Genomic DNA, 17752 nt, shown 5'->3' with positions numbered 1-17752 from the left:
AGCACCCTTCGGCGTAGCCGAAGGCGCGAGATGTAGACTTGCGGAGCAAGTCGTAGGCCGCGCGGGCCCGGAAGGCGCCGTAGCGAGGGGACCCGTAGCGAAGCGGAGGGCCGGATGCAGGAGCGAGCGGTTTTGCGCTCCTTTGTCCAAGAACAAAGGAGCCCGCCGTAAAGGCGGAAGGGGCCAGTAGCGCCGCTACACACAATGGATCAGCTCACGATCTAAATGCCAAGCCAGCTCCCCAACAATCCATGGCCCACGAAAAAGCCCCCAGCTCTCGCGAGACGGGGGCTTTTAGTAGCGCCAGCCTTACATGTTCGGGTAGTTCGGCCCGCCGGCGCCTTCAGGAGTCACCCAGGTGATGTTCTGGGCCGGGTCCTTGATGTCGCAGGTCTTGCAGTGCACACAGTTCTGCGCGTTGATCTGGAAGCGCTTGCTGCCGTCTTCCTGGCTGACCACCTCGTATACGCCCGCCGGGCAGTAGCGCTGGGCCGGCTCGTCGTACAGCGGCAGGTTAGTGGCGATCGGAACGTTCGGATCGGTCAGCTTCAGGTGGCAGGGTTGTTCCTCTTCATGGTTGGTGCTGGAGAGGAATACCGAGCTGAGCTTGTCGAAGCTGAGCTTGCCGTCCGGCTTGGGGTAGTCGATCTTTTTCGAGTCGGCCGCAAGCTTGAGGCAGGCATAGTCCGGCTTGGTGTCGTGCAGGGTGAACGGCAGCTTGCCACCGAACCAGTTCTGGTCGACGTAGTTGAACGCACCGCCCAGCAGTGGACCGAACTTGTGCAGCGCCGGGCCGAAGTTGCGGCTGGCGAACAGCTCTTCGTACAACCAGCTGGCCTTGAAGGCACTGACGTAGCCATTGAGCAGGTCGCCACCCTCGCTGCCGGCGATCAGGGCGTCGGCCACGGCGTCGGCGGCGAGCATGCCGGATTTCATCGCGGTGTGGCTGCCCTTGATCTTGGAGAAGTTCAGGGTGCCGAGGTCGCAGCCGATCAGCGCGCCACCGTTGAAGACCATCTTCGGCAGCGAGTTCAGGCCACCCTTGCAGATGGCGCGGGCGCCGTAGCTGATGCGCTTGCCGCCTTCGAGGTACTGGCTCATCACCGGGTGGTGCTTGAGGCGCTGGAACTCATCGAATGGCGACAGGTAAGGGTTGGAGTACGACAGGTCGACGATCAGGCCGACCACCACCTGGTTGTTTTCCAGGTGATAGAGGAACGAGCCGCCGGTGTTCTCGGCGCTCATCACATCCAGCGGCCAGCCGGCGGTGTGCACCACCAGGCCTTGCTCATGCTTGGCCGGGTCGATTTCCCAGATTTCCTTGAGGCCGATGCCGTAGTGCTGGACGTCCGACTCGTTGTCGAGGTCGAAGCGCTTGATCAGTTGCTTGCCGATGTGGCCACGGCAGCCTTCGGCGAACAGGGTGTACTTGGCGCGCAGTTCCATGCCGGGGGTGTACAGGCCGTCCTTGGGATTGCCTTCGCGGTCGACGCCCAGGTCGCCGGTGACGATGCCGCGCACCACGCCGTTCTCGTCGAACAGCGCTTCCTGGGCGGCGAAGCCCGGGTAGATCTCGACGCCGAGGTTTTCGGCCTGCTGGGCCAGCCAGCGGCACAGGTTGCCCAGCGAGATGATGTAGTTGCCCTGGTTGTGCATGGTCTTGGGCACGAACATGTCGGGGACTTTGCTCGAGCTGCCGGCATCCTTGAGCACATAGATGTCGTCGCGCTTGACCTCGGTATTGAGCGGCGCGCCCAGTTCTTTCCAGTCGGGGAACAATTCGTTCAGGGCGCGTGGCTCGAACACCGCGCCGGAGAGAATATGTGCGCCCACTTCCGAACCTTTTTCGACCACGCAGACGCTGATCTCGCTACCGGCTTCGGCGGCCTTCTGCTTCAGGCGGCAGGCGGCGGACAGGCCCGCCGGGCCGGCGCCGACGATGACCACGTCGAATTCCATGTATTCGCGTTCCACTGGTTCTCTCCTACTCATCAAGGCTCGTGCTGTTGCTTTGGTCTTATTGGGTGTTGGACGGTCATGCGCGCTTGGCGGCAGCGCCCTGCATCGGGGCCTGGCTGTAGCTGCGAAAAAGACGGACTACACCGTTTTTGTCCTGGCGCGCATTATATCTACACCACGTGGCGGGTCCAATACAAACGTTTGTTTGAATTTGCCGCAGGCCAGTAAAATCACAGGAAGGCGGCTAGAGGGTGACCGATTTGCCGTATTGACCGGATGGGGTGTTACGGTCAAGATACGAGCGGTTTAACGCTCGCCGTAGGCTGATCGTCGGGCGCAGGCGTACCCCTAAAGACCAGGCGTGGAGCAGGCTGTTTGGGCCAGAACGCATTTTGTAGTGGAGTCTACACGCCACGACAGAAAATGACTCGCGGGTTTTTGCCGCAGCAGTCGAACGCAGACTGTTCGGTCATCGTGAAGTTCGCTCCGTCCGGTTCGTTTTTAGAGGTGCCCTTGTACCCACGCGCATCGCCAGGGCATGGCCCCAGGCGACATTCTATTCACCGGAGAGTAACGAGGAATCCATGAAGGTTCTTGTAGCTGTCAAACGAGTGGTCGACTACAACGTCAAGGTTCGCGTAAAGGCGGATAACTCCGGCGTCGACCTTGCAAACGTCAAGATGTCCATGAACCCCTTCTGCGAAATCGCCGTGGAAGAAGCCGTACGCCTGAAAGAGAAAGGCGTGGCCAGCGAGATCGTTGTCGTTACCATCGGCCCGACCGCGGCCCAGGAGCAACTGCGTACCGCCCTGGCCCTGGGTGCCGACCGTGCCGTCCTGGTCGAAGCCGCTGACGAGCTGAACTCCCTGGCCGTGGCCAAGGCGCTCAAGGCCGTCGTCGACAAAGAGCAGCCGCAGCTGGTGATCCTCGGCAAGCAGGCCATCGACAGTGACAACAACCAGACCGGCCAGATGCTGGCCGCGCTGACCGGCTACGCCCAGGGCACCTTCGCCTCCAAGGTCGAGGTCGCTGGCGACAAACTCAACGTCACCCGTGAAATCGATGGCGGCCTGCAGACCGTTTCGCTGAACCTGCCAGCCATCGTCACCACCGACCTGCGCCTGAACGAGCCACGCTACGCGTCGCTGCCGAACATCATGAAGGCCAAGAAGAAGCCGCTGGAGACCGTAACTCCGGACGCGCTGGGCGTATCGCTGACCTCCACCAACAAGACCGTGAAAGTCGAAGCCCCGGCTGCTCGCAGCGCAGGCATCAAGGTCAAGTCGGTGGCCGAACTGGTCGAGAAGCTGAAGAACGAAGCGAAGGTAATCTAAATGACTATCCTGGTTGTCGCTGAATACGAAAACGGTGCCGTAGCCCCGGCCACCCTGAACACCGTCGCCGCTGCCGCCAAGATCGGTGGTGATATCCATGTCCTGGTCGCTGGCCAGAATGTGGGCGGCGTCGCCGAATCCGCTGCCAAGATCGCTGGCGTGGCCAAGGTGCTGGTCGCCGATAACGCGGCCTACGCCCATGTGCTGCCAGAAAACGTCGCGCCGCTGATCGTCGAGCTGGCTAAGGGCTACAGCCACGTGCTGGCCCCGGCCACTACCAATGGCAAGAACATCCTGCCACGCGTTGCCGCGCTGCTGGACGTGGACCAGATCTCCGAGATCATCTCGGTCGAGTCCGCCGACACCTTCAAGCGCCCGATCTATGCCGGTAACGCCATCGCCACCGTGCAATCGAGCGCTGCGGTCAAGGTCATCACCGTGCGTACCACCGGCTTCGACGCCGTGGCCGCCGAAGGTGGCTCGGCTGCCGTCGAAGCGGTCGGCGCTGCTCACGACGCCGGTATCTCGGCCTTCGTCGGCGAAGAGCTGGCCAAGTCGGACCGCCCAGAGCTGACCGCTGCCAAGATCGTCGTCTCCGGCGGCCGCGGCATGGGCAACGGCGACAACTTCAGCCACCTGTACAGCCTGGCCGACAAGCTCGGCGCTGCCGTCGGTGCCTCGCGCGCCGCAGTCGACGCAGGCTTCGTGCCCAACGACATGCAGGTCGGCCAGACCGGCAAGATCGTCGCCCCGCAGCTGTACATCGCCGTCGGTATCTCCGGCGCGATCCAGCACCTGGCGGGCATGAAGGACTCGAAAGTGATCGTTGCGATCAACAAGGACGAAGAGGCACCGATCTTCCAGGTGGCCGACTACGGACTGGTCGCCGACCTGTTCGAAGCCGTGCCGGAGCTGGAAAAGCTGGTCTGATCCGTCTGCTTCACTTATAAAGAAGCCCGGCCCTCGTCATGAGGGCCGGGTTTTTTTTGCGGTATCCGCACCGGTCTCATCGCCGGCAAGCCGGCTCCTACAGGTTCGACGCAACCCGGTAGGAGTCGGCTTGCCGGCGATGAGGCCAGTGAATACAAAACAAGGAGTGAAGGATGGTGTTATCCAAAGCGGGCAGGCTGCTGGCATGCATGACAGCGCTGCTGTCGCCCCTGGCCATGGCGGCAGGCAAATGCGAGCGCCTGGTCGCCACCGGCAGCCCGGATGCACCGCCTTACTCCTGGCAAGACCCCAAGGACCCCCGTCACCTGATCGGGGCCAACGTCGACCTGCTGCGCCAGGTGGCCGGCGAGCTCGGTATCAAGGTCGAGGTGCTGCATGCCGGCAAGCGCGACCAGGCCCTTGAGGAAGTCCGCAGCGGTCGTATCGATCTGTTGCTCGATACGCCCATGCAAGTCGAGCAACTGACCGCACTGGACTACATCCATCCGCCATTGCAGCTCAACGAGTATCTGGTATGGACCCGTCATGACGGACAGCTGGTGTTCGACGGCCCGGCCGATCTGGCGCGCTACCAGGGCAGTATCTCGGAACGAGCGCGGCTGACCCCGGCCTTCGATGCGTTTGCCAGGGCCCAGTTGCACTTGGTAGCGGCGCAGAACCTGACCCAGGCCTTCCAGAAACTGGTGTTGGGCCAGGTCGACTATGTGTTGGCCGGTCGCTATTCAGGCATGGCCATGACCCAGAGCCTGGGCATGAGCAATGACCTGATCGCCCGTGGCCTGCCGGTGGATCGTCCGGGCCTTTACTTGGCCGTTTCGCATAACTCGGCATGCAATGACAGCTGGCTGCGTGGGCAGCTGGCGAAAAAACTGACAGAATTGCCGATCTCCGGTACGTCCGAAGCCGTGTTGCAGCGCAACGTCGAGCGCTGGAAGGCGCAGATGCAGCTTTCGCCGGACGCCCCCAAACAGTAGGAAGCGTGTGTGAGAACCCAATCACTGATCCTTGCCGCGGCCATGTTCGGCCTCGCCGGCTGCGCCAACGACCCGGCGCCCAATGAACAACTGCGCATTGCCGAGCAAGCGCTGGAGCAGGCCAAGGCGGTTGGCGCCACTGAGGAAAACCCGGCGTTCAAGATGGCTAGCGAGAAGCTCGACCGCGCCAAGAGCAACATGCTCGGTGAAAGCTATCGCGACGCACGCATGCGTGCCGAGCAAGCCGAGCTGGATGCCCGCCTGGCCGAGGCGCAGGTGCTCAACCAGAAGAGCGACGAACAGCTTGAACTGCTGCAATCGCGGGTCAAGCGGCTGCGCAAGCAGTTGGAGGTGCAGCCATGATGGGTATCAAGCCGATGGTTGCGCTGACGCTGCTGGCGTTGACGGCGGGCTTGCAAGGCTGCGCCAGCCAGCGTAGCGAGGCGGCCCTGGATGAGGCCACGGCCAGCTTCCAGAAGGTCAAGGACGATGCCGATGTGCTGCGCAGCGCGCCACGTGACGTGATCCGTGCGGGTGAGTCGCTGGGTCGGGCCGAGCGCCTGTCCAGCTACGTGGGCACGGGCGCCGATGTGCGCCACTACGCCTATCTGAGCCAGCGTTATAGCGAGATCGCCAGCGAGCACGCCAAGCTGGCGCTGAACCAGGAGCGCCGGACCAAGCTCGACCTCGAACGCCAGCGCCTGCAGTTGGCCCTGCGCGAGGCCAAGCTGGCCAGCGTGCAGCAGCAGGGCAAGTGGGTCGAGTCGCAGATCGCCGCGCTGGCTTCCGAGCAGGCCGACCGTGGCCTGGTGATGACGCTGGGTGATGTGCTGTTCGATACAGGCCGTGCCGACTTGAGAAACTCCGCCAGCCGTACCGTGCTCAAGTTGGTTCAGTTCCTCCAGCTCAACCCGCGTCGCGTGGTGCGCATCGAGGGTTACACCGACAGCACCCGCGCGCCGGAAGACAACCTCAAGCTGTCGCGTGACCGCGCCCAGGCCGTGGCCGACATGCTCGTTGACCTGGGCATAGACGAGAAGCGCCTGCAGGTCGAAGGCTATGGCGACCAGTACCCGATCGAGGCCAATGCCTCGGAGCGGGGCAGGGCGCAGAATCGCCGGGTGGAGATCGTGTTCTCCGATGACAAGGGCAGGCTCGCCCCGGCGCGTTGACCCTATGGGGTGGGCTTTCTCACGAGAGGGCCTGCTCCGATCCTCGGCGTGTCACTCGTCTCGTTCGTTGCCTGGTAACTGTACGGTTGGCTATTCTGCAATCTGTGCCAGTACACTTTGCAACTGTTACGGTATTCTCTGCCGTCAGTGAATCACACAAGAACAACGAGCCCGTCTGCGCGTCGAGATATCGCCATGACCAACCTGCTGCTCTACCAGCGTATCGCCCAGCAACTGGCCGATGACATCCGTCGGGGTGTCTACCAGCCCGGCGAGCGAGTGCCCTCGGTGCGCAAGATGAGCGCCCAGCTCAACGTCAGCCACGCTACGGTGCTGCAAGCCTATGCCAACCTGGAGGACCAGGGGCTGATCCGCGCGCGCCCGCAGTCGGGCTACTACGTGCACCAGACCCCGGCCCTGACCGCGCAAACCCCGGACATCGCCCGCGTCGAGCGGCCTGGGCTGGTGACTCGCGCGAGCATCATCCAGCAAGTGCTCACCGAGGCGCGGCGCGATGGCGTGTTTCCGTTCGGTGCGGCGGTGCCGCATGTCGACTACCTGCCTGTGCGAGCGCTGCATCAGCAGATCGCAAAGGTTACCCGTTTCCATAGCCCGCGAGCGTTCAGCTACATGTTCAGCCCGGGCTTCGAGCCGCTGCGTCGGCAGATCGCGATTCGCATGCGCGATGCCGGGGTGCTGGTCGACCCCCGTGAAGTGGTAGTCACCCATGGCTGCGTCGATGCCCTGCAGATGTCGTTGCGAGTGCTGACGCGGCCAGGCGACCTGATCGCTGCCGAGTCGCCGACCTACTATGGTTTGCTGCAACTGGCCGATCTGCTCGGCCTGAAGGTGATCGAGATTCCCAGTGACCCTTCCACGGGTATCAGCCTGGAGGCGCTGCAACTGGCGGCCAACCAGTGGTCGATCAAGGCGCTGGTGTTGACCACGCGCTTGAGCAACCCGCTGGGCGGCACCGTGCCGGAAGAGCGGCAGAAGCAATTGCTGCGGCTGGCCTCGGACTACGACATTCAGATCGTCGAGGACGATATCTACGGCGAGTTGATGTTCGAGCAGGGCAAGACCAAGGCGCTAAAGGCTTTCGATCGGTTGGATCGGGTCATCTACTGCTCGAGTTTCTCCAAGACCTTGTCACCCGGCGTGCGGGTTGGCTGGATGGTCGCGGGGCGCTATCAGGACGAGATCCAGCGGCTGCAGACGTTCACCACTCATTCGGCGTGCAGCGTCACCCAGATGGGTGTCGCGGCCTATCTGGAAAATGGCGGCTACGACCGTCACCTGCGCTACATCCGCCAAGAGTACCGCAAGAACCTCAGTGCCTACCAGTTGGCGGTGCAGCAGCATTTCCCCGAAGGTACGCAGATGACCCGGCCTACCGGCGGATTCATCCTCTGGGTGAGCCTGCCGGGGCGGGTCAATACCCAGGAACTGCACGTCCGGGCGCTGGAGCAGGGCATCAGCATCGCGCCGGGGTTGATCTTCAGCAACACCGAGCAGTTCAACCACTGTATCCGCCTCAACTGCGGTATTCCGTGGAACAAGGAAGCCGAGCGTGCGGTGATCACCCTTGGCCTGTTGGCCCAGCAATTGTGCAGGGAGTCGACAGGTTCGCTTTTGTAGGCTTGCCAGCGGGCCGCGGAACGGAGAGCATACGCACTTTTCCAGCCTGCCCGTCGGTAACCATGAATCTGTTGCGCGCTTTTGCCCTAGCCATGTGCCTTGTGCCGCTCTGCCTGTCAGGTGGTACGGCCGTGGCCGCGCAACCTGCGGCCCAGCCAGCAGCGGCCAAGGCCAAGCCGGTACAGAAAGCGGCGCAGAAAAAGCCCCAGCCGGTGCGCAAGCAGGCGAAAAAGCCCGCCGCCACCCAGCGCAAGGCGGCAGCCAAGCCGATCAGCAAGTCGGTCGCCAAGCCGCTACCCAAGCCCAAGCTCGACCTCAGTCTGCCGGTGGAAATGGTCAATGATCTCGAGCCGAACGTCGGTGGCAAGGTCGTGCGCCGCAAACCTTTGCTGCCTGCGATGTTTCCCAGCAAGCCGGTCGTGGACGACAGCCCTTTCCAGTTGAACGGTCGGCTCATCAGCAATGAAATGCAGCTTCAATTGCGCAACGACAGCCGCCGGGACGTGGAAGGGGCTGCGATCGAATTCGAGTATCGCCAGTAGCGCCGGTCAACTGACTGCCGGGTCACGGCAGATTTCATCCGGACGGCAATTTCAAACATATGTTTGAGCCGTTACTATCCAGGGACGTTCGTCCCGTTCTGTTCCAGGGAGTCCTGATCTTGGTGAAGCGCCATGAATTGTCGTGAGGGTTGCGGTGCTTGCTGCATCGCGCCGTCCATTACCTCCGCCATGCCGCGTATGCCCCAGGGCAAGCCGGCAGGGATGCGCTGCCTGCACCTCACTGCGGCAAACCTCTGCGACCTGTTCGGTAAGCCCGAGCGTCCGGCGGTGTGCGGGGGTTTCAAGGCCGATGCCGAGGTATGCGGCAGTGACCGCGACGAGGCGATCAGGATTCTCGGTTGGTTGGAGCAAGTGACGGCGGCGTGACGGTTGGCTCTTCGACAACAAGGATAAAGATGATGAGATCGATCAAGCGTATTGCACTGCTGTGTGGCATCGGCGTCCTGCTGGCGCCAGTGGCCTGGGCCGAGGACTGGCAGGTGGCCAAGGACGAGGAGGGCATCAAGGTGTCCCTCAGTGAAGTGGCGGGCTCCAAGTACAAGGCTTATCGCGGTGTGACGCTGATCAAGGCGCCGCTGGCCAGGGTCCTGGCGCTGCAGGAGGATGTCGCGGGCGCCTGTGCCTGGATACACGAATGCCAGTCGCAGAAGCTGCTCAAGCACGAAGGCGACCAGAGCTGGACCTACACCCGGTTCAACACGCCATGGCCGGTGACGCCGCGCGATTCGGTGCTGCATATCACCACCGTCAAGGAGGCTGACGGCAGCCTGACCCGCACTCTGGTCGAAGAGCCGACCTATATTCCGGAAGAAAAGGGCTTTGTGCGGGTGGCGAAGGTGCAGGGCTTCTGGAAGCTGGTGCCCAAGGGTGAAAGCACCGAGGTGACCTATCAGGTGCACACGGAGCCAGGGGGTAGCGTGCCTGCAATGGTGGCCAACAAGTTCGTGGTCGATTCGCCGTTCAATACCTTGAAAGGGTTGCGCGAGCGGGCCGAGAAGAACTGAGGTTCATTGGGTGTCTGTGCTGGCCTCTTCGCGGGCAAGCCCGCTCCCACAGGTACGGCACAAGCCCTGGAGCCTGTGAGGCTCCAGTGGGAGCGGGCTTGCCCGCGAAGAGGCCTGTACAGGCTGTGCGAATAAAAAAGGCTGCCCGAGGGCAGCCTTTTTGCGTTGGGCTCGAAGAGCTTACTTGCGGTCTTTCAGCTCGGCGATGTCGCGTTGCAGCTCGCCGGTGTACAGCTGGCGCGGACGGCCGATCTTGTACGGGCTGGAGAGCATTTCTTTCCAGTGCGAGATCCAGCCTACGGTACGCGCCAGGGCAAAGATCACGGTGAACATGCTGGTCGGAATGCCGATCGCCTTGAGGATGATCCCCGAGTAGAAGTCGACGTTCGGGTACAGCGAGCGCTCGATGAAGTAAGGATCGGTGAGGGCGATCTCTTCCAGGCGCATGGCCAGTTCCAGCTGCGGGTCGTTCTTGATGCCCAGCTCGCCCAGGACTTCGTCGCAGGTCTGCTTCATCACGGTGGCGCGCGGGTCGCGGTTCTTGTACACGCGGTGACCGAAGCCCATCAGCTTGAACGGGTCGTTCTTGTCCTTGGCCTTGGCGATGTACTTGTCGATGTTGGAGACATCGCCAATTTCATCGAGCATGGTCAGTACGGCTTCGTTCGCACCGCCGTGGGCCGGGCCCCACAGTGCGGCGATACCGGCGGCGATACAGGCGAACGGGTTGGCGCCCGAGGAGCCTGCCAGGCGCACGGTGGAGGTGGAGGCGTTCTGCTCGTGGTCGGCGTGGAGGATGAAGATCCGGTCCATTGCCTTGGCCAGTACCGGGCTGATCGGTTTGATCTCGCACGGGGTGTTGAACATCATGTGCAGGAAGTTTTCCGCGTACGACAGGTCGTTGCGCGGATACATCATCGGCTGGCCCATGGAATACTTGTAAACCATCGCGGCCAGGGTCGGCATCTTGGCGACCAGGCGCACCGCGGAGATCTCGCGGTGTTGCGGGTTATTGATGTCCAGGGAGTCGTGATAGAACGCCGACAGGGCGCCGACCACGCCGCACATCACCGCCATCGGGTGAGCGTCGCGGCGGAAGCCATTGAAGAAGGACTTCAGCTGCTCGTGAACCATGGTGTGGTTTTTCACGGTGCTGACGAACTGGGCCTTCTGCTCGGCATTCGGCAGTTCGCCGTTGAGCAGCAGGTAGCAGGTTTCGAGGTAGTCCGATTTCTCGGCGAGTTGTTCGATCGGGTAGCCGCGGTGCAGCAGCACGCCCTTGTCGCCATCGATGTAGGTGATCTTCGACTCGCACGAGGCGGTCGCCATGAAACCTGGGTCGAAGGTGAAGTGACCAGTGGCCCCCAACCCGCGGACGTCGATTACATCAGGACCAACGGTGCCGGTTAAAATGGGCAGCTCGACGGGGGCAGCGCCCTCGATGACCAACTGCGCTTTTTTGTCAGCCATGTGGCCTCCTATTAATGCTTGAAATCATCAGACAGACCCCCCACGCAGGGCCCGCACCACTATAGAGGGATAAATTCGAATGTCAATTTGCCTAAAGGCTGGTTGAAACCGCCCCGCAGGCCTGATTTTTCACGAATTTCTCGCCCGTTTACGCCTTTTGTTCATTAAAGGCAATGCGCTATTTGGGCTAGCCCATCACGTTGTCATAAGCAGCCTAACTGTCTATACTCGGCAGCCGACCGCCAGGGGCTTGCAAGCCCGAACTGCTGGGGGTCGCCGTTCCCTGGGTGGTGGGTACCTGACCAGTACACTTACCAACAACTTTGCCCTGATTCGCTAGGGGCTCTTCAGTGTGAAAAAAGCCGTGAAAAGCCAACGACCTGTAAACCTAGACCTAAGGACCATCAAGCTTCCTGTCACTGCGTACACGTCCATTCTGCACCGTATCTCCGGCGTCATCCTGTTCCTGGGCCTTGCCATCATGCTTTATGCACTGGGCAAGTCGCTGGGTTCCGAGGAAGGCTTCGGTGAGGTGAAGGCGTGTCTGACCAGCCCGCTGGCCAAGTTCGTGACCTGGGGCCTGCTGTCCGCCCTGCTTTATCACCTCGTGGCAGGTGTACGCCACCTGATCATGGACATGGGTATCGGTGAGACGCTGGAAGGCGGCAAGCTGGGCTCGAAAATCGTGATCGTCATCTCCGTGGTGCTGATCGTTCTGGTGGGAGTTTGGGTATGGTAACCAATGTCACGAACCTGTCGCGTTCGGGCCTCTATGACTGGATGGCGCAGCGCGTATCGGCGGTCGTTCTCGCGGCTTACTTCATTTTCCTGATCGGCTACGTGGTCTGCCACCCCGGCATCGACTACACCCAGTGGCATGGTCTGTTCTCCAACAACGCGATGCGGATCTTCAGTCTGCTGGCCCTCGTTGCCCTGGGCGCCCACGCCTGGGTCGGCATGTGGACCATCGCCACCGACTACCTGACGCCGATGTCGTTCGGCAAGTCGGCGACTGCGATTCGTTTCCTGTTCCAGGCGGTATGCGGCGTTGCGATGTTCGCTTACTTCGTCTGGGGTGTGCAGATTCTCTGGGGTATCTGATCCATGGCTAGCATTCCTACTATTTCCTTCGACGCCATCATCATCGGTGGCGGCGGTGCCGGCATGCGCGCAGCGCTGCAGCTGGCCCAGGGCGGTCACAAGACAGCCGTGGTCACCAAGGTCTTCCCGACCCGTTCGCACACCGTATCCGCCCAGGGCGGCATCACCTGCGCCATCGCTTCGGCCGACCCGAACGACGATTGGCGCTGGCACATGTACGATACCGTCAAGGGTTCCGACTACATCGGTGACCAGGACGCTATCGAGTACATGTGTCAGGAAGGCCCGGCTGCGGTCTTCGAGCTGGACCACATGGGCCTGCCGTTCTCGCGTACCGAAACCGGTCGTATCTACCAGCGTCCGTTCGGTGGCCAGTCCAAGGACTTCGGCAAGGGTGGCCAGGCTGCCCGTACCTGCGCGGCATCCGACCGTACCGGTCACGCGCTGCTGCACACCCTGTACCAGGGCAACCTAAAAGCCGGTACTACCTTCCTCAACGAGTACTACGCCGTTGACCTGGTGAAGAACCAGGACGGCGCGTTCGTCGGTGTGATCGCGATCTGCATCGAAACCGGCGAAACCCTGTACATCAAGTCCAAGGCCACCGTGCTGGCCACTGGCGGTGCGGGCCGTATCTACGCCTCGACCACCAACGCCCTGATCAACACCGGTGACGGTATCGGCATGGCCCTGCGTGCAGGCGTTCCGGTACAGGACATCGAGATGTGGCAGTTCCACCCGACCGGTATCGCCGGCGCCGGCGTTCTCGTGACCGAGGGCTGCCGCGGTGAGGGTGGCTACCTGATCAACGCCCACGGCGAGCGCTTCATGGAGCGTTACGCGCCGAACGCGAAGGACCTGGCTGGCCGCGACGTAGTCGCCCGTTCCATGGTCAAGGAAATCATCGCCGGCAACGGTGTGGGCCCAAACAAGGATCACGTACTGCTGAAGCTGGACCACCTGGGCGAGGAGGTGCTGCACAGCCGCCTGCCAGGTATCTGCGAGCTGTCCAAGACCTTTGCCCACGTCGACCCGGTGGTCGCACCGGTACCGGTCGTACCGACCTGCCACTACATGATGGGCGGCGTTGCCACCAACATTCATGGCCAGGCCATCACCATGGACGCCGAAGGCAAGGATCAGATCATCCCAGGCCTGTTCGCCGTAGGTGAAGTGGCGTGCGTATCGGTTCACGGTGCCAACCGCCTGGGCGGCAACTCGCTGCTCGACCTGGTGGTCTTCGGTCGTGCTGCCGGTCTGCATCTGGAAAAAGCGCTGAGCGAAGGCGTGGAATACCGCGACGCCAGCGACACCGACGTCGACGTTGCCCTGAATCGCCTGAACAAGCTCAACGAGCGTACCACTGGCGAAGACGTCGCCAGCCTCAAGCGCGAGCTGCAGAGCTGCATGCAGAACTACTTCGGTGTATTCCGTACCGGCGAATACATGCAGAAGGGTATCGAGCAGCTGGCTGGCCTGCGTGAGCGCATCGCCAACGTCAAGATCAACGACAAGTCCCAGGCCTTCAACACCGCGCGTATCGAAGCGCTGGAGCTGCAGAACCTGCTGGAAGTCGCCGAAGCTACCGCCATCGCGGCCGAAGCCCGTAAAGAGTCCCGCGGCGCGCACGCCCGTGAAGACTTCGAAGACCGTGACGACGAGAACTGGCTGTGCCACACCCTGTACTACCCGGGTGAGAAGCGCGTTGCCAAGCGTGGCGTCAACTTTGCGCCGAAGACTGTTCCAGCCTTCGAACCAAAAGTCCGGACTTACTAAGGGTGGCTGCTATGTTGAAAGTCGAAGTTTATCGTTACAACCCGGACACCGACGCGGCGCCCAAGATGGAGTCGTTCGACGTCGATACCGGTGGCAAGGACCTGATGGTTCTCGATGTACTGGCGCTGATCAAGGAAAAGGACGAAGGTTTCTCGTATCGTCGTTCCTGCCGTGAAGGCGTTTGCGGTTCCGATGGCATGAACATGAACGGCAAGAACGGCCTGGCCTGCATCACCCCGCTGTCGGGTGTGGTCAAGGGCAACAAGCTGGTCCTGCGTCCGCTGCCGGGCCTGCCGGTCATTCGTGACCTGGTCGTCGACATGAGCATCTTCTACAAGCAGTACGAGAAGGTGAAGCCGTTCCTGCAGAACGACACCCCGGCGCCGGCCATCGAGCGCCTGCAGTCGCCAGAAGATCGTGACAAGCTGGACGGCCTGTACGAGTGCATCCTGTGCGCTTGCTGCTCGACCTCCTGCCCATCGTTCTGGTGGAACCCGGATAAGTTCCTGGGCCCCGCCGCGCTGCTGCAGGCCTATCGCTTCCTGGCCGACAGCCGTGACACCAAGACCCAGGAGCGCCTGGCGTCCCTGGATGACCCGTTCAGCGTATTCCGCTGCCGCGGGATCATGAACTGCGTAAACGTTTGCCCGAAGGGTCTGAACCCGACCAAGGCAATCGGTCACGTACGTAACATGCTGCTGCAAAGCGGCACCTGATACAAAGCGTTGTACCTGCAGTAAGCCGAGGTGCGGGTGGTGAGCCCGCACTGAGGTAAAACCCGAGCAAGGGCCCACAAAGCCCGCGCTCATTACCTATGAAGATGAGACCAGCAGGGGCTTCCGGGCTGGTACCCGGAAAATCAGCAGGATCCAGGTGGCGTGGTTCAGTCGCTTTGCTCGGACTTTTCCAGGTTTGCTGTGGCTCTCGCCGATCAGTCCCCTAACCGAGGGTGACCAAGCATGCAAGAAAGCGTGATGCAGCGCATGTGGGATAGCGCCCACCTTTCAGGTGGTAACGCTGCATATGTGGAAGAACTCTACGAGCTCTACCTGCACGACCCTAACGCTGTGCCAGAAGAGTGGCGCACCTACTTCCAGAAGTTGCCCGCCGACGGCAGCACCGCTACCGATGTATCGCACTCTACAATCCGCGACCATTTCGTACTGCTGGCAAAGAACCAGCGCCGCGCCCAACCGGTATCTGCCGGGAGCGTGAGCAGTGAACACGAGAAGAAGCAGGTTGAAGTTCTGCGACTGATCCAGGCCTATCGTATGCGCGGTCATCAGGCTGCCAAGCTCGACCCGTTGGGGTTGTGGCAGCGCCCTGCGCCCGTAGACCTGTCGATCAATCACTACGGCTTGACCAATGCCGATCTTGATTCGACCTTCCGTGCCGGCGACCTGTTCATCGGCAAAGAGGAAGCGAGCCTACGCGAGATCTTCGAGGCGCTCCAGAAGACATATTGTCGCACCATTGGCGCCGAGTTCACCCACATCACCGATTCCGAGCAGCGCAGCTGGTTCCAGCAACGCCTCGAAAGCGTGCGCGGCCGTCCGGAGTTTTCTGCCGACGTGCAGGCTCACCTGCTCGAGCGCGTGACCGCCGGTGAAGGCCTTGAGAAGTACCTGGGCACCAAGTACCCGGGCACCAAGCGCTTTGGCCTGGAGGGTGGCGAAAGCCTGATCCCGATGCTGGACGAAATGATCCAGCGCTCCGGCTCGTACGGCACCAAGGAAGTGGTCATTGGCATGGCCCACCGCGGCCGTCTCAACGTCCTGGTCAACACCTTCGGCAAGAACCCGCGTGAGCTGTTCGACGAGTTCGAAGGCAAGAAGATGAACGAGTTGGGCTCCGGTGACGTCAAGTACCACCAGGGCTTCTCCTCCAACGTCATGACCCCGGGCGGCGAAGTCCACCTGGCCATGGCGTTCAACCCGTCCCACCTGGAAATCGTCTCGCCAGTGGTGGAAGGTTCGGTACGTGCTCGCCAAGACCGTCGCAACGACACGGTCGGCGACAAGGTCCTGCCGATCTCGATCCACGGTGACGCTGCGTTCGCAGGTCAGGGCGTGGTCATGGAAACCTTCCAGATGTCGCAGACCCGCGGTTTCAAGACCGGCGGTACCGTGCACATCGTGATCAACAACCAGGTCGGTTTCACCATCAGCAACCCGCTGGACTCGCGCTCCACCGAGTACGCCACCGACGTTGCCAAGATGATCCAGGCGCCGATCCTGCACGTGAACGGCGACGATCCGGAAGCGGTCCTGTTCGTGACCCAACTGGCCGTCGACTACCGCATGCAGTTCAAGCGTGACGTGGTCATCGACCTGGTCTGCTACCGTCGTCGCGGCCACAACGAGGCCGACGAGCCCAACGGCACCCAGCCGTTGATGTACCAGCAGATCAGCAAGCAGCGCACCACCCGTGAGCTGTACGCCGAGGCCCTGATCCAGTCCGGTCGCATCGACGCCGAACGCGCCCAGGCCAAGGTCGACGAGTACCGCAACGCCCTGGACAACGGCCTGCACGTGGTCAAGAGCCTGGTCAAGGAGCCGAACCGCGAGCTGTTCGTGGACTGGCGCCCATACCTGGGCCATGCCTGGACCGCGCGTCACGACACCCGTTTCGACCTCAAGACCCTGCAGGAACTGTCGGCCAAGCTGCTCGAGCTGCCGGAAGGCTTCGTCGTCCAGCGCCAGGTCGCCAAGATCTACGAAGACCGCCAGAAGATGCAGGCCGGTGGCTTGCCGATCAACTGGGGTTACGCAGAGACCATGGCCTACGCCACTCTGCAATTCGAAGGTCACCCGATCCGCATGACCGGCCAGGACATCGGCCGTGGCACCTTCTCGCACCGTCACGCGGTGCTGCACAACCAGAAGGACGCCAGCACCTACGTGCCGCTGCAGAACCTGTTCCCGGGCCAGCCACGTTTCGACCTGTACGACTCCTTCCTGTCGGAAGAAGCGGTACTGGCGTTCGAATACGGCTACTCGACCACCACGCCGAACGCGCTGGTGATCTGGGAGGCGCAGTTCGGCGACTTCGCCAACGGTGCGCAGGTCGTGATCGACCAGTTCATCACCAGCGGCGAGCACAAGTGGGGCCGTCTGTGCGGTCTGACCATGCTGCTGCCACACGGTTATGAAGGCCAGGGGCCGGAGCACTCCTCCGCGCGTCTGGAGCGTTACCTGCAACTGTGCGCCGAGCACAACATCCAGGTTTGCGTACCGACCACGCCGGCACAGATCTACCACCTGCTGCGTCGTCAGGTCATCCGTCCGCTGCGCAAGCCGCTGGTCGTACTGACGCCGAAGTCGCTGCTGCGCCACAAGCTGGCCATCTCGACCTTGGAAGACCTGGCCGAAGGCTCGTTCCAGACCGTGATCCCGGAAATCGACGCGATCGATCCGGCCAAGGTCGAACGCCTGGTCATGTGCAGCGGCAAGGTCTACTACGATCTGCTGGAAAAACGCCGTGCCGAAGGCCGCGAAGACATCGCGATCCTGCGTATCGAGCAGCTGTATCCGTTCCCTGAGGACGACCTGGTCGAAATCCTGGCGCAATACACCAACCTCAAGCATGCGGTCTGGTGCCAGGAAGAACCGATGAACCAGGGCGCCTGGTACAGCAGCCAGCACCACATGCGCCGTATCCTGGGCCGCCACGACAAGGCGCTGGTCCTGGAATACGCCGGTCGCGACGCTTCCGCCGCGCCTGCTTGTGGTTACGCATCGAAGAGCGCCGAACAGCAGGAAAAACTGCTGCAAGATGCCTTTACTGTCTAACGCCTTCGCGCACCTGAAA

General features: G+C 61.9%; 16 protein-coding genes. 14 read left to right on the top strand and 2 right to left on the bottom strand.

Annotated features, from left to right (window positions below; genetic code table 11):
* Positions 1–309: 309 nt before the first annotated feature.
* Positions 310–1992 carry an electron transfer flavoprotein-ubiquinone oxidoreductase gene (locus E6B08_RS21110; RefSeq protein ID WP_136915793.1) on the bottom strand — a complete coding sequence of 561 codons (1683 nt, stop codon included), beginning with the start codon at positions 1990–1992 and terminating at the stop codon, positions 310–312.
* Positions 1993–2543: 551 nt separating this feature from the next.
* On the opposite strand from E6B08_RS21110, the gene E6B08_RS21105 reads away from it, so the two are divergent.
* The 9 genes from E6B08_RS21105 to E6B08_RS21065 all read left to right on the top strand — a co-directional run bounded on the left by E6B08_RS21105 (position 2544) and on the right by E6B08_RS21065 (position 9595).
* Complete coding sequence (locus tag E6B08_RS21105) at positions 2544–3293, top strand: electron transfer flavoprotein subunit beta/FixA family protein (RefSeq protein ID WP_136915792.1); 750 nt, start codon at positions 2544–2546, stop codon at positions 3291–3293.
* A complete protein-coding gene (locus E6B08_RS21100; RefSeq protein WP_136915791.1) occupies positions 3294–4223 on the top strand; it encodes an electron transfer flavoprotein subunit alpha/FixB family protein in 930 nt (309 codons plus the stop codon).
* Positions 4224–4396: 173 nt separating this feature from the next.
* Positions 4397–5218 (top strand): substrate-binding periplasmic protein, encoded by an 822-nt coding sequence (locus E6B08_RS21095; RefSeq protein ID WP_136915790.1) that lies wholly within the window; start codon positions 4397–4399, stop codon positions 5216–5218.
* 9 nt (positions 5219–5227) lie between these two features.
* Positions 5228–5581, top strand: coding sequence for a DUF4398 domain-containing protein (locus E6B08_RS21090; protein WP_136915789.1), 354 nt, complete (start codon positions 5228–5230; stop codon positions 5579–5581).
* Entirely contained in the window at positions 5578–6390 is an 813-nt protein-coding gene (locus E6B08_RS21085; RefSeq protein WP_136915788.1) for an OmpA family protein, read from the top strand. Before E6B08_RS21090 ends, E6B08_RS21085 begins: the two co-directional genes overlap by 4 nt.
* Before the next feature lie 195 nt (positions 6391–6585).
* Positions 6586–8028, top strand: a complete 1443-nt coding sequence (locus E6B08_RS21080; protein ID WP_136915787.1) for a PLP-dependent aminotransferase family protein — start codon at positions 6586–6588, stop codon at positions 8026–8028.
* Positions 8029–8090: 62 nt separating this feature from the next.
* Positions 8091–8570, top strand: coding sequence for a hypothetical protein (locus tag E6B08_RS21075; protein ID WP_136915786.1), 480 nt, complete (start codon positions 8091–8093; stop codon positions 8568–8570).
* Between the two features lie 132 nt (positions 8571–8702).
* Positions 8703–8957: a YkgJ family cysteine cluster protein gene (locus E6B08_RS21070; RefSeq protein ID WP_136915785.1), complete on the top strand. Its 255-nt coding sequence runs from the start codon at positions 8703–8705 to the stop codon at positions 8955–8957.
* Between the two features lie 32 nt (positions 8958–8989).
* Positions 8990–9595, top strand: coding sequence for an START domain-containing protein (locus E6B08_RS21065; protein ID WP_136917466.1), 606 nt, complete (start codon positions 8990–8992; stop codon positions 9593–9595).
* Positions 9596–9775: 180 nt separating this feature from the next.
* Here E6B08_RS21065 and gltA read toward each other — a convergent pair whose 3' ends face one another.
* A complete protein-coding gene (gltA, locus tag E6B08_RS21055) occupies positions 9776–11065 on the bottom strand; it encodes a citrate synthase (RefSeq protein WP_136915784.1) in 1290 nt (429 codons plus the stop codon).
* Positions 11066–11417: 352 nt separating this feature from the next.
* Between gltA and sdhC the strand changes: the two genes are divergently transcribed.
* From sdhC to E6B08_RS21030, 5 genes are all read left to right on the top strand, one after another.
* Positions 11418–11804 carry a succinate dehydrogenase, cytochrome b556 subunit gene (gene sdhC, locus E6B08_RS21050; RefSeq protein WP_012315350.1) on the top strand — a complete coding sequence of 129 codons (387 nt, stop codon included), beginning with the start codon at positions 11418–11420 and terminating at the stop codon, positions 11802–11804.
* Positions 11798–12166 carry a succinate dehydrogenase, hydrophobic membrane anchor protein gene (gene sdhD / locus E6B08_RS21045; RefSeq protein WP_027921320.1) on the top strand — a complete coding sequence of 123 codons (369 nt, stop codon included), beginning with the start codon at positions 11798–11800 and terminating at the stop codon, positions 12164–12166. Before sdhC ends, sdhD begins: the two co-directional genes overlap by 7 nt.
* Positions 12167–12169: 3 nt before the next feature.
* On the top strand, positions 12170–13942 hold the full coding sequence (sdhA, locus tag E6B08_RS21040) for a succinate dehydrogenase flavoprotein subunit (protein WP_136915783.1): 1773 nt from the start codon (positions 12170–12172) through the stop codon (positions 13940–13942).
* Positions 13943–13953: 11 nt separating this feature from the next.
* A complete protein-coding gene (locus E6B08_RS21035; RefSeq protein ID WP_133331444.1) occupies positions 13954–14658 on the top strand; it encodes a succinate dehydrogenase iron-sulfur subunit in 705 nt (234 codons plus the stop codon).
* Positions 14659–14901: 243 nt separating this feature from the next.
* A complete protein-coding gene (locus E6B08_RS21030; RefSeq protein WP_136915782.1) occupies positions 14902–17733 on the top strand; it encodes a 2-oxoglutarate dehydrogenase E1 component in 2832 nt (943 codons plus the stop codon).
* Positions 17734–17752 lie beyond the last annotated feature (19 nt).

The sequence above is a fragment of the Pseudomonas putida genome (assembly GCF_005080685.1).
Taxonomy (GTDB): Bacteria; Pseudomonadota; Gammaproteobacteria; order Pseudomonadales; family Pseudomonadaceae; genus Aquipseudomonas; species Aquipseudomonas putida_V.
This window is presented reverse-complemented; position numbering and strand designations above follow the sequence as displayed.

Bases quoted from the DNA above. Each gene is read 5' to 3' on its own strand.
- E6B08_RS21110 (WP_136915793.1), bottom strand. From the start codon at position 1,992: ATGAGTAGGAGAGAACCAGTGGAACGCGAATACATGGAATTCGACGTG.
- E6B08_RS21105 (WP_136915792.1), top strand. From the start codon at position 2,544: ATGAAGGTTCTTGTAGCTGTCAAACGAGTGGTCGACTACAACGTCAAG.
- E6B08_RS21100 (WP_136915791.1), top strand. From the start codon at position 3,294: ATGACTATCCTGGTTGTCGCTGAATACGAAAACGGTGCCGTAGCCCCG.
- E6B08_RS21095 (WP_136915790.1), top strand. From the start codon at position 4,397: ATGGTGTTATCCAAAGCGGGCAGGCTGCTGGCATGCATGACAGCGCTG.
- E6B08_RS21085 (WP_136915788.1), top strand. From the start codon at position 5,578: ATGATGGGTATCAAGCCGATGGTTGCGCTGACGCTGCTGGCGTTGACG.
- E6B08_RS21080 (WP_136915787.1), top strand. From the start codon at position 6,586: ATGACCAACCTGCTGCTCTACCAGCGTATCGCCCAGCAACTGGCCGAT.
- E6B08_RS21075 (WP_136915786.1), top strand. From the start codon at position 8,091: ATGAATCTGTTGCGCGCTTTTGCCCTAGCCATGTGCCTTGTGCCGCTC.
- E6B08_RS21070 (WP_136915785.1), top strand. From the start codon at position 8,703: ATGAATTGTCGTGAGGGTTGCGGTGCTTGCTGCATCGCGCCGTCCATT.
- E6B08_RS21065 (WP_136917466.1), top strand. From the start codon at position 8,990: ATGAGATCGATCAAGCGTATTGCACTGCTGTGTGGCATCGGCGTCCTG.
- gltA (WP_136915784.1), bottom strand. From the start codon at position 11,065: ATGGCTGACAAAAAAGCGCAGTTGGTCATCGAGGGCGCTGCCCCCGTC.
- sdhD (WP_027921320.1), top strand. From the start codon at position 11,798: ATGGTAACCAATGTCACGAACCTGTCGCGTTCGGGCCTCTATGACTGG.
- sdhA (WP_136915783.1), top strand. From the start codon at position 12,170: ATGGCTAGCATTCCTACTATTTCCTTCGACGCCATCATCATCGGTGGC.
- E6B08_RS21035 (WP_133331444.1), top strand. From the start codon at position 13,954: ATGTTGAAAGTCGAAGTTTATCGTTACAACCCGGACACCGACGCGGCG.
- E6B08_RS21030 (WP_136915782.1), top strand. From the start codon at position 14,902: ATGCAAGAAAGCGTGATGCAGCGCATGTGGGATAGCGCCCACCTTTCA.